General features: G+C 50.3%; 13 protein-coding genes and 1 tRNA gene. All 14 read left to right on the forward strand.

The window, feature by feature from the left end; all coding sequences use genetic code 11:
• Positions 1 to 68 precede the first annotated feature (68 nt).
• The 14 genes from tuf (at position 69) to DYU11_RS14455 (ending at position 15632) form a co-directional block, all read left to right on the forward strand.
• Positions 69 to 1256, forward strand: coding sequence for an elongation factor Tu (gene tuf, locus DYU11_RS14390; RefSeq protein ID WP_119668402.1), 1188 nt, complete (start codon positions 69 to 71; stop codon positions 1254 to 1256).
• 175 nt (positions 1257 to 1431) lie between these two features.
• Positions 1432 to 1505 (forward strand) — tRNA-Trp (locus tag DYU11_RS14395).
• Positions 1506 to 1518: 13 nt separating this feature from the next.
• Positions 1519 to 1710 (forward strand): preprotein translocase subunit SecE, encoded by a 192-nt coding sequence (gene secE / locus DYU11_RS14400; RefSeq protein ID WP_009285373.1) that lies wholly within the window; start codon positions 1519 to 1521, stop codon positions 1708 to 1710.
• Between the two features lie 12 nt (positions 1711 to 1722).
• Positions 1723 to 2283, forward strand: coding sequence for a transcription termination/antitermination protein NusG (nusG, locus tag DYU11_RS14405; RefSeq protein WP_119668403.1), 561 nt, complete (start codon positions 1723 to 1725; stop codon positions 2281 to 2283).
• Between the two features lie 82 nt (positions 2284 to 2365).
• Positions 2366 to 2809, forward strand: a complete 444-nt coding sequence (gene rplK / locus DYU11_RS14410; protein ID WP_119668404.1) for a 50S ribosomal protein L11 — start codon at positions 2366 to 2368, stop codon at positions 2807 to 2809.
• Positions 2810 to 2836: 27 nt separating this feature from the next.
• Positions 2837 to 3535 carry a 50S ribosomal protein L1 gene (rplA, locus tag DYU11_RS14415; RefSeq protein ID WP_119668405.1) on the forward strand — a complete coding sequence of 233 codons (699 nt, stop codon included), beginning with the start codon at positions 2837 to 2839 and terminating at the stop codon, positions 3533 to 3535.
• A 4-nt stretch (positions 3536 to 3539) separates the two neighbouring features.
• Positions 3540 to 4070 carry a 50S ribosomal protein L10 gene (gene rplJ / locus DYU11_RS14420; protein WP_119668406.1) on the forward strand — a complete coding sequence of 177 codons (531 nt, stop codon included), beginning with the start codon at positions 3540 to 3542 and terminating at the stop codon, positions 4068 to 4070.
• 117 nt (positions 4071 to 4187) lie between these two features.
• Positions 4188 to 4574, forward strand: coding sequence for a 50S ribosomal protein L7/L12 (gene rplL, locus DYU11_RS14425; RefSeq protein ID WP_009285378.1), 387 nt, complete (start codon positions 4188 to 4190; stop codon positions 4572 to 4574).
• A 248-nt stretch (positions 4575 to 4822) separates the two neighbouring features.
• Positions 4823 to 8695, forward strand: a complete 3873-nt coding sequence (gene rpoB, locus DYU11_RS14430) for a DNA-directed RNA polymerase subunit beta (RefSeq protein ID WP_119668407.1) — start codon at positions 4823 to 4825, stop codon at positions 8693 to 8695.
• Between the two features lie 115 nt (positions 8696 to 8810).
• On the forward strand, positions 8811 to 13160 hold the full coding sequence (gene rpoC / locus DYU11_RS14435; RefSeq protein ID WP_119668408.1) for a DNA-directed RNA polymerase subunit beta': 4350 nt from the start codon (positions 8811 to 8813) through the stop codon (positions 13158 to 13160).
• A 75-nt stretch (positions 13161 to 13235) separates the two neighbouring features.
• Positions 13236 to 13556, forward strand: coding sequence for a DUF3467 domain-containing protein (locus DYU11_RS14440; RefSeq protein WP_119668409.1), 321 nt, complete (start codon positions 13236 to 13238; stop codon positions 13554 to 13556).
• A gap of 150 nt (positions 13557 to 13706) precedes the next feature.
• Positions 13707 to 14132, forward strand: coding sequence for a 30S ribosomal protein S12 (gene rpsL, locus DYU11_RS14445; protein ID WP_119668410.1), 426 nt, complete (start codon positions 13707 to 13709; stop codon positions 14130 to 14132).
• Between the two features lie 73 nt (positions 14133 to 14205).
• Positions 14206 to 14673 carry a 30S ribosomal protein S7 gene (gene rpsG, locus DYU11_RS14450; RefSeq protein WP_119668411.1) on the forward strand — a complete coding sequence of 156 codons (468 nt, stop codon included), beginning with the start codon at positions 14206 to 14208 and terminating at the stop codon, positions 14671 to 14673.
• Positions 14674 to 14741: 68 nt separating this feature from the next.
• Positions 14742 to 15632, forward strand: a complete 891-nt coding sequence (locus DYU11_RS14455; protein ID WP_119668412.1) for an aldose 1-epimerase family protein — start codon at positions 14742 to 14744, stop codon at positions 15630 to 15632.
• Positions 15633 to 15639: the final 7 nt, after the last annotated feature.

Below are 15639 nucleotides of genomic sequence, written 5' to 3' on the forward strand. Positions count from 1 at the left end.
GGCACTTTCTTCATAATAAGCAAGTTCATCCAAAAACCAATAACAGTTCACAATAGCGTTTTAAAAACATGGCAAAAGAGAATTTTGACCGCTCGAAACCGCACGTAAACATTGGTACGATCGGTCACGTTGACCACGGTAAAACGACGCTGACGGCTGCCATTACGAAAGTGCTGGCCGAAAAGGGTCTGGCCGAAAAACGGGATTTTTCTTCGATCGATAACGCCCCGGAAGAAAAGGAGCGTGGTATCACCATCAATACATCGCACGTAGAATATCAGACAGCTTCGCGTCACTACGCACACGTCGACTGCCCGGGTCACGCCGACTATGTAAAGAACATGGTAACGGGTGCTGCGCAGATGGATGGTGCTATTCTCGTGGTAGCTGCTACAGATGGTCCGATGCCTCAGACTCGTGAGCACATCCTGCTCGCCCGTCAGGTTGGTGTACCTCAGCTCGTCGTGTTCATGAACAAGGTGGACATGGTGGATGACCCTGAGCTGCTCGAACTCGTTGAGATGGAAATCCGCGAATTGCTGAGCTTCTACAACTTTGATGGTGACAACATTCCGGTTATTCAGGGTTCTGCTCTGGGTGGTCTGAACGGTGATGCCCAGTGGGTAAAAACTATCGAAGAGCTGATGGATGCTGTTGACAGCTTCATCCCCCTGCCTCCGCGTCAGACGGATCTGCCGTTCCTGATGCCGGTGGAAGACGTGTTCTCGATCACGGGTCGTGGTACGGTTGCTACGGGTCGTATTGAGCGCGGTATCATCAACTCGGGTGAGCCAGTCGAAATCCTGGGTATGGGTGCTGAAAACCTGAAGTCGGTTGTAACGGGTGTGGAAATGTTCCGGAAAATTCTGGATCGTGGCGAAGCTGGTGACAACGTAGGTTTGCTGCTCCGCGGTATTGAAAAAACCGATATCCGTCGTGGTATGGTTATCTGCAAACCGGGTTCAGTAACTCCGCACGCTAAGTTCAAAGCTGAGGTTTACGTACTGTCTAAAGAAGAAGGTGGCCGTCATACGCCGTTCTTCAACAAGTACCGTCCGCAGTTCTACTTCCGTACGACAGACGTTACGGGTGAGATCACACTGCCCGCCAACGTAGAAATGGTTATGCCTGGCGATAACATCACCATCGAAGTGAGCCTGATCAACAAGATCGCCATGGAGAAAGGTCTGCGTTTCGCTATCCGTGAAGGCGGTCGTACGGTAGGTGCCGGTCAGGTAACTGAAATCCTCGACTAATTAAATTCCTCATAACAAGTGCATTTCTTCAAAGGAATGCACTTGTTTTTTGAGATAATTTACTAATTTTGCAGTCCCAATTCGGGATACTGGATATTTGACGCTAGACATTAGAGCCTTTTGTTTTTGTAATACAAGTTCTTACGTCCAGCATCTTGTGTCTATAAGCCAATACACGGGTGTAGTTCAAGGGTAGAATAGCGGTCTCCAAAACCGTTGATGGGAGTTCGAATCTCTCCACCCGTGCCAATCCCTTACATACATGGACAAGTTTATCTCGTTTCTGAAATACTCTTGGGAGGAAGTTCAGCACAATGTGACTTGGCCTAAATTCAGCGATCTGCAGGCCAGCTCAACGCTGGTGTTGGTAGCATCGCTGATTTTTGCGCTATTAGTCGGGTTGATCGATTTTGTGTTTGAGAATGGGCTGAACGCATTTTATCAGTCTTTCTAAACGAAGATAGTAATGAGCGGCATCAATTGGTACGTCATACGGGCGGTGTCCGGACAGGAAAAGAAAATCAAATCTTACTTAGATAACGAAATCATTCGTCAAAAGTTGGATGAGGTTGTTCCGCAGGTATTGATTCCGGCAGAGAAGGTATACGAAATGCGGAATGGAAAAAAACGCGTTCGTGAAAAGTCATTCTTTCCCGGCTATATTCTGATTTCGGCGGACCTGTCAAATAACCGGGCACTCGACATGATTCTGAATATGCCGGGGGTGCTGGGCTTTCTGGGAAATTCCCAAACCGGAACAAACTCGAAGATTCCGGTTCCTCTTCGTCAGTCGGAGGTGAATCGTATTCTGGGTAAGGTTGACGAAGAAACGCAGGAAATAGCTACTCCAACGGTTGCTTTCCTGAAAGGAGAATCCGTAAAGGTTGTTGATGGACCATTTAGCGGTTTCATCGGAACGGTAGAAGAAGTGTTCGACGAACGGAAAAAGCTTAACGTCGTCGTGAAAATATTTGGCCGGAGTACTCCGGTAGAACTCAGTTACGCACAAGTAGAAAAAGAGAGTTAGAGTACCCTTCGGTTGAATACAATGATCACTATGCTTCCCTCTGGGTGGTGGTTGTGTTGAGCCGATACAAAGCAGAAAGACGATGGCAAAAGAAGTCGGTGGCTACGTAAAGCTGCAAGTGAAAGGCGGGCAAGCCAACCCTTCACCTCCGATTGGTCCGGCGCTGGGTTCCAAGGGTTTAAATATCATGGAATTCTGCAAGCAGTTCAATGCCCGGACGCAGGATAAAATGGGTATGGTGTTGCCGGTACTTATCACGTACTATAAGGACAAGTCCTTTGACTTCGTGATTAAGACTCCGCCCGCGCCGATTATGCTGATGGAAGCGGCTAAACTGAAAGGTGCATCCGCTCAACCAAACCGGAACAAAGTTGGCTCAGTGACCTGGGACCAAGTCAGAACCATTGCGGAAACGAAAATGCCTGATTTGAATGCCTTCACGGTTGAGTCAGCGATGAAGATGGTGGCCGGTACGGCCCGCAGCATGGGTATCACGGTAACGGGCCAGGCGCCTTTTGAGAAGTAATTAAACTTGCCGAGGCAATTTACAGAAATGGCTAAGTTAACGAAGAAGCAAAAGGAAGCGCAATCAAAGTATGATGCTGCAAAAGAATACTCGCTTGAACAAGCAGCGGGTATCCTGAAGGAGATTTCATACACCAAGTTTGATGCTTCCGTGGATATTGACGTTCGGTTGGGCGTTGACCCGCGTAAAGCTGACCAGATGGTACGTGGCGTTGCGACGCTGCCTCACGGTACAGGTAAAACGGTTCGCGTTCTGGTGCTGTGCACCCCGGACAAGGAGAACGAAGCGAAGGAAGCAGGTGCTGACTACGTAGGGCTGGATGATTACATTCAGAAGATTGAACAGGGCTGGACGGACGTGGACGTGATTATCACGATGCCGAACGTAATGGCTAAAGTTGGTCGTCTGGGTCGTGTTCTAGGTCCGCGCGGGCTGATGCCGAACCCCAAGTCGGGTACGGTAACACTCGAAGTTGGTAAAGCCGTTCGCGAGGTGAAAGCCGGTAAGATTGACTTTAAAGTTGATAAAACCGGTATTATTCATACCAGCATTGGTAAGGTATCGTTTACGCCGGACAAATTGGCTGAAAACGCACAGGAAGTTATCTCTACGTTGATGCGTCTGAAGCCTTCATCGGCAAAGGGCACCTACGTGAAATCGATTTACCTGTCGAGCACAATGAGTCCAAGTGTAACTATTGACAAGGGTACAGTAGCGGGAATTTAAAGACATGACACGGGACGAAAAAGGTACGATCATTGAAGAACTGGCTGGTAAGTTTCAAACCATCCCCTTCTTCTATATCACAGAAGCCAGTGGCATGTCGGTTGCGGAAACCAACCAACTTCGTCGCATGTGCTTTGAGCGGGGCATCGAGTACAAAGTAGTGAAGAATACCTTCATTAAGAAAGCGCTCGAATCGCTCGATACAGACTATACGCCGTTCAACGATACGGTGCTGAAAGGACAGTCGGGCGTGATGTTTCACCCTGAGAATCAAAAAGCACCGGCGCAGCTTATCAAAGAATTCCGTAAAACGAATGATAAGCTTCAGCTGAAAGGCGCTTCAATCGATTACAGCCTGTTTATTGGTGCTGATCAGCTCGATACGTTGATTGCACTGAAGAGCAAGGAAGAGTTGATTGGCGAAATCATTGGCCTGCTGCAATCACCTGCCAAGAATGTTATTTCTGCTCTGCAGGGTGGTGGCAACAAAATCGCGGGTATCCTCAAAACGCTGTCGGAGCGGGAGGAAGCTTAGTAACGCGGGCGGAAGCCCGCTTATAATCCGGCATAACTTTTAAAGTGGGTTTTATCGCAACAGCGAAGCGCCCGCATGACAAAATAATCGTATCACAATCTAATCAAGAATACTAAAATGGCAGATTTAAAAGCGTTCGCTGAGCAGCTCGTAAACCTGACGGTAAAAGAAGTTAACGAACTGGCTGCTATCCTGAAGGACGAGTATGGTATCGAGCCGGCTGCTGCGGCTCCTGTGATGGTAGCTGGTGGTGCTGCAGGTGGTGGCGAAGCGGCTGCTGCTGCTCCTGAAAAGACGTCTTTCGATGTCATCCTCAAAGCTCCCGGTGCTGGTAAACTGGCTGTAGTTAAGCTGGTAAAAGACCTGACGGGACTGGGCCTGAAAGAAGCGAAAGAACTCGTTGATGGTGCACCGAAGCCTGTTAAGGAAGGTGTTGCTAAAGATGAAGCTGAAGCGCTGAAAAAGCAACTGGAAGAAGCGGGTGCTGAAGTAGAAGTTAAGTAAGCAGCTGTTTTCTCGCATACTACTCCAAGCAGGGGAGGCCTGGCCAACGTCAGGTCTTTTCCTGTTTGGAGACTTTTTGTCTATACACTTGTATATGACAAACTAATTTTTATAGAAATACGTTACGCCTTTACGCCCCTTTGGGTGGGTGACGCCTGGGGTCTGAATGGCCGCTAAATCAAGCGCAGAGGCAATGCTACGCAATGCGCTTATATAGAATCGGTTACGCAACTAAACGAAGCACAATCTTGGCTACAAACGCGAAAACCAATAGTACACGCAAAAATTTTGCGACGATTCAGCCAGTAATTGGATACCCAGATTTTCTGGATATCCAAGTAAAATCCTTCAAAGATTTTTTCCAGCTCGATACTCCTTCGGACCATCGTTCGCAGGAAGGACTCTACAAGGTTTTTCAGGAGAACTTTCCGATTACGGACTCTCGAGAAAACTTTGTGCTGGAGTTTATCGATTATTCAGTTGACCCTCCAAAATACTCAGTAGATGAGTGTATTGACCGAGGTTTAACGTACTCAGTGCCTTTGAAAGCCAAACTGCGCCTGTCGAACAATGATCCTGATAACGAGGATTTCGAGACGATAGAGCAGGAGGTTTTTCTCGGTAACATCCCCTATATGACGGAGAAAGGCTCTTTCGTCATTAACGGAGCAGAGCGCGTGATTGTTTCACAACTGCACCGCTCACCGGGCGTGTTTTTCTCAATGAGCAAGCACACCAACGGTACAAAACTATATTCAGCCCGTATCATTCCGTTTAAAGGATCATGGATTGAGTTCTCGACGGACGTCAATAATGTCATGTATGCGTACATCGACCGGAAAAAGAAGTTTCCGGTAACGACGTTGCTGCGGGCTATTGGCTTTGGCTCTGATAAAGATATTCTGGACCTGTTCGGTTTATCTGAAGAGGTGCCTGCAACGCCGGCTAACCTTAAAAAGGCAATTGGCCGTCGTTTGGCCGCTCGGGTATTACGCACATGGACGGAGGACTTTGTGGATGAAGATACGGGTGAAGTAGTATCAATCAGCCGTAACGAGGTGCTGCTGGAGCGTGATTCTGCCATCACGGCCGACGACATCGATACCATTACGGATTCTGGCCAGAAGTCGGTCATCCTGCACAAGGAAGACATGAACATGGCCGATTATAACATTATTTATAATACACTGCAGAAGGATAGCTCAAACTCTGAAAAGGAGGCCGTTGAGCAGATCTATCGGCAGTTACGTAATGCTGACGCTCCAGATGAACAAACAGCCCGGGAAATTATCCAGAGTCTGTTCTTCTCAGACAAGCGTTATGACCTTGGTGATGTAGGTCGTTATCGGATCAACAAAAAGTTAGGTCTGGACATTTCAGCTGATATGAAAGTCCTGACGACAGAGGATATTGTCTCTATCGTTAAGTACCTCATTGGTCTGATTAACTCGAAGGCTGTAGTCGATGATATTGACCACCTCAGCAACCGGCGTGTACGGACTGTGGGTGAGCAGTTATACGCTCAGTTTGGTGTCGGTCTGGCACGTATGGCCCGTACCATCAAAGAGCGGATGAACGTTCGCGACAACGAAGATTTCAAGCCGGTTGACCTGATTAATGCCCGGACGCTTTCGTCGGTGATTAACTCGTTCTTCGGTACGAACCAGCTGTCGCAGTTTATGGACCAGACTAATCCGCTGGCCGAAGTGACGCACAAGCGTCGTATGTCGGCACTGGGACCAGGTGGTCTGTCACGCGAGCGGGCTGGTTTTGAAGTTCGTGACGTACACTACACGCACTACGGTCGTTTGTGTACCATTGAAACGCCGGAAGGACCGAACATCGGATTGATTTCGTCACTCTGCGTTTACGCGAAAATTAACAGCATGGGCTTTATCGAAACGCCATACCGGGTGATTGAAAACGGTAAGGTAGCCATGGATAAGCCGGTAATGTACCTGACCGCCGAAGAAGAAGATTCACACTACATTGCACAGGCCAACGCGGGTGTTGATCCGAGTGGTAACTTCCAGGTTGATCGTTTGAAAGCTCGCTTTGAGGGTGATTTCCCAATGGCCGAGCCATCGAACGTAACCTACATGGACATTGCGCCGAACCAGATTGTCTCGGTGGCTGCATCGATGATTCCGTTCCTGGAGCACGACGATGCCAACCGGGCTTTGATGGGATCGAACATGCAACGTCAGGCAGTGCCGCTGCTCCGTCCGGAAGCCCCAATCGTGGGTACTGGTCTGGAAGGTCGGGTAGCTGTTGACTCACGGACGCTGGTGATTGCGGAGGCTAACGGTGTCATCGAATTTGTTGATTCAACAAAGATTATCGTTAAGTACGACTTAGACACTGATCAGCTGGCCGTAACATTTGACGAAGATCGGAAGACGTATAACCTGATAAAATTCCGTCGGACCAATCAGGATACCTGCATTAACCTCAAGCCGACTGTTCTGAAAGGGCAGAAGGTGAAGAAAGGCGATGTGCTTTGCGAAGGATACGCAACCCAGGCTGGTGAACTGGCGCTGGGACGTAACATGAAGGTGGCCTTCATGCCCTGGCAGGGATACAACTTTGAGGATGCTATTGTAATCTCTGAGCGCGTTGTCCGCGAGGATATTTTTACGTCTATTCATATTGAAGAGTTTGAGCTGGAAGTTCGGGATACGAAACGGGGTGAAGAAGAATTGACTTCAGAGATCCCGAACGTATCAGAGGAAACGGTTCGTAACCTCGATGAGAATGGTATTGTCCGCATTGGTACGGAGGTGAAAGAAGGCGACATCCTGATCGGTAAGATTACACCGAAAGGAGAAAGCGATCCAACACCGGAAGAAAAACTGCTGCGGGCTATCTTCGGTGACAAAGCGGGTGACGTGAAGGATGCGTCCAAGAAAGCACCACCATCGCTGAAAGGCGTTGTGATTGATACGAAGCTGTTCTCACGGCCATCGAAAGAAGACCGGGGTAAGCACAAGGATGAGGTTAAAGCCCTCATGAAAAAATACGGTCGTGAACTGTCGGCATTCCGTGATCGGATGATCGAGAAGATGGTGACTTTGCTGGACGGAAAAACCAGCCAGGGTATCCGTCATAAGTTCGGCGATGAAATTATGAGCAAGGGAGTTAAGTTCAACCGTAAGAACATTACGGATAACCTGTTCCCGGATCGTAATCCATACCGCGACGAAAGCAGCTACGCCGTACCGGAAGAAGTAAACCTGCTGGCCGACCTGAATCTGGAAGGCTGGACGGACGACTACAAAGTCAACCAGATGGTGATTCAACTGGTGAAGAACTATAACAACCGGCGTAACGAAATTACGGGCCGCTTCAAGCGGGAGCGCTTTACCCTGGAAGTAGGTGATGAGCTGCCGGCAGGTATTGTTAAACTGGCCAAAGTGTACATCGCCAAGAAGCGCAAGCTGAAGGTGGGTGACAAGATGGCTGGTCGTCACGGAAACAAAGGGGTTGTTGCCCGGATCGTTCGTGATGAGGACATGCCGTTCCTGGAAGATGGTACGCCGGTCGACATTGTACTGAACCCTCTGGGTGTACCGTCCCGGATGAACCTCGGTCAGATCTACGAAACAGTATTGGCGTGGGCCGGTCAGAAGCTGAACCGCAAGTACGCAACGCCGATCTTCGACGGAGCTACCGAGCAGCAGGTTGCCGACGAACTGGATGCGGCAGGTCTGCCATCGTTTGGCCGGACGTATCTGTACAATGGTCTGACGGGTGAGCGTTTCGATCAGCCGGTTACAGTTGGTATCATCTACATGCTGAAGCTCGGCCACCTGGTAGACGACAAGATGCACGCCCGTTCGATTGGACCGTACTCACTTATTACGCAGCAGCCGCTGGGTGGTAAGGCTCAGTTCGGTGGTCAGCGCTTCGGCGAGATGGAGGTATGGGCGCTCGAAGCGTTTGGTGCCTCAAACATCCTGCAGGAGATTCTGACTGTTAAATCCGATGACGTAGTTGGCCGTGCGAAGGCATACGAAGCTATCGTGAAGGGTGAAAACCTGCCGAAGCCGAATATTCCGGAGTCGTTCAACGTACTTGTGCACGAGTTGCGTGGTCTGGCGCTAGAAATTACATTAGAATAAGGAGAACGGAGGAAAGGGAAGAAAGAAAAAGGAGAAGGTCGCTACCTGATCCACGTTCTTTCCTCCCCTTCCTCCTTCCTCCCTTTCCTCCTTTTATAAATTAAATCTCCAACCAATGTCGTTCAAAAAGAACAAAAAACTCAATAGCGACTTTGCCAGCGTGACGATCAGTCTGGCGTCGCCAGAGTCAATTTTGGAGAGTTCCTACGGCGAGGTGACACAGCCGGAGACGATTAACTACCGGACCTACAAACCTGAGATGGGCGGCTTGTTCTGCGAGCGCATCTTCGGGCCTGTAAAAGACTGGGAATGTCACTGCGGTAAGTATAAGCGTATCCGCTATAAGGGCATTATCTGCGACCGTTGTGGCGTGGAAGTGACCGAGAAGAAGGTTCGTCGGGAGCGGATGGGCCATATTGAACTGGTTGTGCCGGTTGCGCACATCTGGTATTTCCGCAGCTTACCGAACAAAATTGGTTATCTGCTTGGTCTTTCGACCAAAAAGCTTGACCAGATTATTTACTACGAACGGTACGTTGTTATTCAGCCGGGTATCAAAGCCGCCGATGGTATTTCGGAACTGGACTTCCTGACGGAAGACGAGTATCTGGATATTATTGACAAGCTGCCCAGCACGAACCAGCACCTCGACGATAAGGACCCGAACAAATTCATCGCCAAGATGGGGGCCGAAGCGCTGGAGATGCTGTTGTCACGCCTGCAGCTGGACGAACTGTCGTATCAACTACGCCATGCGGCTGCAACTGATACGTCGCAGCAGCGGAAAGCCGAAGCGCTGAAGCGGTTGAAAGTAGTCGAAGCCTTCCGGGAAGCCAATGGCCGCATTGAGAACCGCCCCGAGTGGATGGTAATCAAGATGGTACCGGTAATTCCGCCCGAGCTTCGTCCGCTGGTGCCTCTCGACGGTGGCCGGTTTGCTACGTCTGACCTGAACGATCTGTATCGTCGGGTAATCATCCGGAACAACCGTCTGAAGCGGCTGATCGAAATCAAAGCGCCGGAAGTGATTCTGCGTAATGAGAAGCGGATGCTGCAGGAGGCTGTTGACTCGCTGTTCGACAACTCGCGGAAAGTGAACGCAGTACGTTCGGAAGGAAACCGGGCGTTGAAGTCACTGTCTGACATGCTGAAAGGTAAGCAAGGACGTTTCCGGCAGAACCTGCTCGGTAAGCGTGTTGACTACTCAGGTCGTTCGGTGATTGTAGTAGGTCCTGAACTGAAACTGCACGAGTGTGGTCTGCCGAAAGACATGGCGGCTGAATTGTTCAAGCCGTTTGTAATCCGGAAGCTGATCGAGCGGGGTATTGTGAAGACGGTGAAATCGGCAAAGAAGATCGTTGACCGGAAGGATCCTGTTATCTGGGACATTCTGGAAAACGTTCTGAAAGGCCACCCTGTTCTCCTGAACCGTGCTCCGACGCTGCACCGCTTAGGTATTCAGGCGTTCCAGCCGAAACTGATCGAAGGTAAAGCTATCCAGCTGCACCCCCTTGTCTGTACGGCCTTCAACGCTGACTTTGACGGTGACCAGATGGCCGTTCACGTGCCGCTGGGACAGGAAGCCATTCTTGAGGCTTCACTGCTGATGCTGGCTTCGCATAACATCCTGAACCCTGCCAACGGTGCGCCGATCACGGTACCGTCGCAGGACATGGTGTTGGGTCTGTATTACGTGACCAAAGGCCGCAAGTCTACGCCAGAATACCCGGTGGTTGGCGAAGGCATGACGTTCTACGGCCCTGAGGAAGTTATCATCGCTATCAACGAAGGCAAACTGTCGAAGCATGCCAATATCAAGTGCCGTTTAAAAGTACGGGACGAGAAAGGTGAGCTGGTGACTAAACTGATTGATACGGTCGCAGGTCGGGTCTTGTTTAACCAGGCCGTTCCGGAAGAGGTAGGTTTCATCAATGAACTGCTGACGAAGAAGAAACTGCAACAGATTATTGCATTGATCTTCAAGATTTCGGGCGGTGCCCGGACGGCTCAGTTCCTTGACGAAATCAAAGAACTTGGCTTCCAGATGGCTTTCAAAGGCGGACTTTCAATCGGTCTGAGCGACGTGAAGGTGCCGGAAGCGAAAAACGGCCTGATCGAAGAAGCGAAGCAGGAAGTTGAAAGCGTATGGCAGAACTACCTGATGGGTCTGATCACGGAAAACGAGCGTTATAATCAGGTTATTGACATCTGGACGCGCGTTAATTCACGGATCACCGAAACGCTGATGAAGCAGTTGGAAGCTGACCAGGGCGGTTTCAACTCAATCTTCATGATGATGCACTCGGGGGCTCGTGGTTCGCGGGAGCAGATTCGTCAGCTGGGCGGTATGCGGGGTCTGATGGCTAAGCCACAGAAAAACCTGCAGGGCTCAGTTGGGGAGATTATTGAGAACCCAATCCTGTCGAACTTTAAAGAAGGTCTCGACGTACTGGAGTACTTTATCTCAACCCACGGTGCCCGGAAAGGTCTGGCCGATACGGCTCTGAAAACAGCCGATGCAGGTTACCTGACACGCCGTCTGCACGACGTAGCGCAGGACGTTATCGTAACCGAAGAAGATTGTGGTACGCTGCGGGGTATTCAGATTTCGGCTTTGAAAGACAACGAGGATATCGTTGAACCACTGTCAGAACGAATTCTGGGCCGCACGACTGTCCACGACGTATATAACCCGCTGACGAAGGAGTTGATGGTAGGCGCAGGTGAGGAGATCACCGAAGAAATTGCGGCTGCTATCGATGAAACCAGTATCGAAATGGTTGAAATCCGTTCGGTACTCACCTGCGAATCACGCCAGGGCGTCTGTGGAAAATGCTACGGCCGGAACCTGGCAACAGGCCGGATGGTAGACATCGGTGAAGCGGTAGGAGTAATTGCCTCGCAATCCATCGGTGAGCCGGGTACTCAGTTGACGCTGCGTACCTTCCACGTGGGTGGTACGGCTTCTAACATCGCGGTCGACGCGTCGATCAAGGCGAAATTCGATGGTCTTATCGAGTTCGAAGAGATGCGGACGGTTCAATCGGAAGACAATGAAGGTAACCCCCAGACGGTCGTAATGGGCCGCTCGGGTGAGGTTCGGATTGTGAATCCGGATGACCGCAACCAGGTATACATCAGCAACAACGTACCATACGGCGCGTTCCTGCGGGTGAAAGATGGCGACATGGTGAAAAAAGGCGACGATATCTGCGCCTGGGATCCGTACAACGCCGTAATTCTATCCGAACTGACAGGTACGCTAACGTTTGACGCGATTGAAGACGGTATCACGTATCGGGAGGAGTTTGACGAACAGACAGGCTTCCAGGAGAAAGTGATCATCGAAAGTCGTGATAAAACCAAGAACCCGGCAATCGTTGTGAGCGGTACCAGTACGTTGCTGCTGCACCTCGATGAAACTGGTAACGGCCAGCTCCAGAAAGGCTATAACCTACCGGTTGGATCACGTCTGGTTGTGAAAGAGGGGCAGTCTATCAAAGCTGGTCAGCCTCTGGCAAAGATTCCGCGTAACGTAGGTAAAACGCGTGACATCACGGGTGGTCTGCCACGGGTAACGGAATTGTTTGAAGCCCGTAACCCGTCAAATCCGGCCGTGGTAAGCGAAATTGATGGTGTCGTTACATATGGTACGATCAAGCGTGGTAACCGCGAGATTTACATCGAGTCGAAAGACGGTACGAAGAAGAAGTACCTTGTGCCTCTGTCGAAGTTCATCCTTGTCCAGGATAACGACTTCGTACGGGCCGGTGCTCCTTTGTCGGACGGTGCCATTACGCCGAGCGACATCCTGGCAATCAAAGGGCCAACGGCTGTTCAGGAGTACCTGGTGAACGAAATTCAGGAAGTATACCGCCTGCAGGGTGTGAAGATCAACGATAAGCACATTGAAGCCATCGTGCGCCAGATGATGCAGAAAGTTGAGATTATCGACTCAGGTGATACCAACTTCCTCGAAGGACAGGTTGTGGACAAGTGGGCTTTCCGCGAAGAAAACGACAAGGTTCTCGACGCTAAGGTGGTTGTTGATGCCGGTGACTCAGAGAACCTGAAGCCAGGTATGATCGTAACGTCACGCCGTCTGCGGGATGAGAACTCAAGCCTGAAACGCCGGGACATGGCGCTCGTACAAGTCCGCGATGCAATGGCTGCCGTGTCGCAGCCGACCCTGCTGGGTATTACGCAGGCATCGCTGGGGACCGATAGCTTCCTGTCGGCCGCTTCCTTCCAGGAAACGACGAAGGTACTGAGTGAAGCATCGATCCGTGGTAAGCAGGATACGTTGCAGGGCCTGAAAGAGAATATCATCGTTGGTCACCTCGTACCAGCCGGTACAGGTATCCGTCGCTACCAGCAAGCCATCGTTGGTTCAAAAGAAGAGCTGGATACGATTACCGAGTCGCGCGAGCAGTTTGCACGCAGCAAACGCCGGGCAACGGTATAAAATACGCTCAAATAGCAATTAATGAGTAGGGTCAGGCCAGTTGGCCTGACCCTTTTTTATAGACCAACTTCAGCTATGAATCCTCAGGAACCTAACAACGAAGGTTCGATTGATGTCGAACTGACCGAAGAGATTGCCGAAGGCGTTTATGCCAATCTGGCTATGATTGCTCACTCAAACAGCGAGTTCATTCTGGATTTTATCCGGTTGATGCCGGGAGTACCCAAAGCGAAGGTAAAAGCGCGCATCATCCTGACGCCTGAACATGCTAAACGGTTGCTCGATGCCTTACGCGAAAATATTAATCGGTACGAAGAAGCCTACGGCGGCATCAATCAGCCGAACGATAGTTTCCGGTTTCCATCGGGTTTCAGCGGACCGGTTGGGCAAGCATAGGAAAGTTGTGGTTTGTAGTTAAACTGAAACCACGAACTACAAACCACAAACTTCACACTAAATGCCAGTTCATGCATTGACATTCAGCCACTTTTGGCTATCTTTGCACCTCAAATTTCGAGAATACTGTTTTTTGTAACCAAATTTAGTATGCCTACCATACAACAATTAGTACGCAAAGGCCGTGAGAAGCTGGAGTTTAAGTCGAAGTCTCCGGCTCTTGACGCCTGCCCTCAACGTCGGGGGGTGTGCACGCGTGTGTACACGACGACGCCTAAAAAGCCAAACTCAGCCTTGCGTAAAGTGGCCCGGGTGCGGTTGTCGAACAACAAAGAAGTTAACGCCTACATTCCGGGCGAAGGCCACAACCTGCAGGAGCACTCAATCGTGCTGATCCGCGGTGGCCGGGTGAAAGACCTTCCGGGAGTTCGTTATCACATCGTGCGGGGAGCGCTGGATACGGCGGGTGTAAGCGGCCGTTTGCAAAGCCGCTCGAAGTACGGTGCCAAGCGTCCGAAACCAGGCCAGGCTCCTGCTGCTGGTAAAGGTGCTCCCGCAAAAGGTAAAAAGAAGTAATTAATAAAATCTGACTGGGCGTGAAGATGTACTATGGACACGCTCAGAGTAAGACCAAAAATCTGAAGACACAATGAGAAAGGCGAAACCGCCCAAGCGTTACGTGTTGCCCGACCCTAAATACAAGGAGGTCCTGGTAACCAAATTTGTGAACAACCTGATGTACGAAGGCAAAAAAAGCCTGGCGTACTCAATCTTCTACGATGCACTTGACGTAGTCGCCAAGCGCACGAACGACAGTGGTCTGGACGTGTGGAAGAAGGCGTTGAATAACGTTATGCCGTCGGTCGAAGTGAAAAGCCGTCGCGTTGGTGGTGCTACGTTCCAGGTACCCACCGAAGTACGGGCAGACCGGAAGGTCTCGGTAGGCATGAAATGGCTGATCCGGTATGCTCGTTCGCGGGGTGAAAAAACAATGGTAGACCGGCTGGCTGCTGAAATCGTTGCTGCGTCGAAAGGGGAAGGTGCTGCTGTGAAGAAGAAAGACGATACGCACCGCATGGCAGAAGCCAATAAAGCGTTCTCGCACTTCCGGTTCTAATCTGCCTGTTCATAGATTAACCGCCAAAAGCCATCCAACATTGGATGGCTTTTGTAGTTTTGTGAGGTATGACGACCTTAGAAAACGACCAGCTCAAGGTTAGTATCCGGCCGAAAGGCGCTGAACTAACATCTATTGTTCATAAGCCAACGAATACTGAACACCTTTGGCAGGCCGATCCATCGGTGTGGGGGTGGCACGCGCCTAATTTATTTCCTGTAGTTGGGGGGTGCCTGAACAATCAGCTGCACATCGGCGGAAAGGGTTACCCGATGGAGCGGCATGGATTTGCCCGTCAGTCGACGTTCATGCAGGTAGAGTCAACAGCATCTCACGCCGTATTTTCCCTGTCGTCAGACAGCACAACGGAAGCGGTTTATCCGTATCGCTTCCAGTTTCAGATCATTTATGAACTGAACGAATCAACCTTACAGGTAACATACCGGATACAGAATGAGGATGAGCAGACGATGTACTTCTCAGTTGGTGCCCATCCGGCGTTTCGTGTTCCGTTCAATGAAGAAGAAGCGTACGAGGATTATTACATTGAATTTGACAAAGAAGAAGAATTGAAAACCCATGTTCTGTCATCGGCGGGTTTATTTACGGGCCAAACCCGCCCTGTTGAACTGGAGGCCGAAGATACCCGTTTGCCGCTGACGAAGCATTTGTTTGATCAGGATGCACTTGTTTTCAAATCGCTGCAATCCCGTCAGGTTTCTCTGAAAAGCTGGAGACATAGTAAAGCCATTACGCTCGATTTTACAGCTTTTCCTTACTTAGGGATCTGGGCAAAACCCGGTGCTTCATTCGTTTGTATTGAGCCCTGGCTTGGGTGCGCCGACAGCGAAGACCAGGCCGTGCCGATTCAGGAAAAGGAAGCCATTCAGCAGGTTGGGGCAGGGCAAGTATTCAATGCGTCGTTCTCGATCCGGATCACGGAGGAAATACTACTCTAAATAAAAT

This window comes from Fibrisoma montanum (assembly GCF_003583365.1).
In the GTDB taxonomy this organism is placed as follows: Bacteria; Bacteroidota; Bacteroidia; order Cytophagales; family Spirosomataceae; genus Fibrisoma; species Fibrisoma montanum.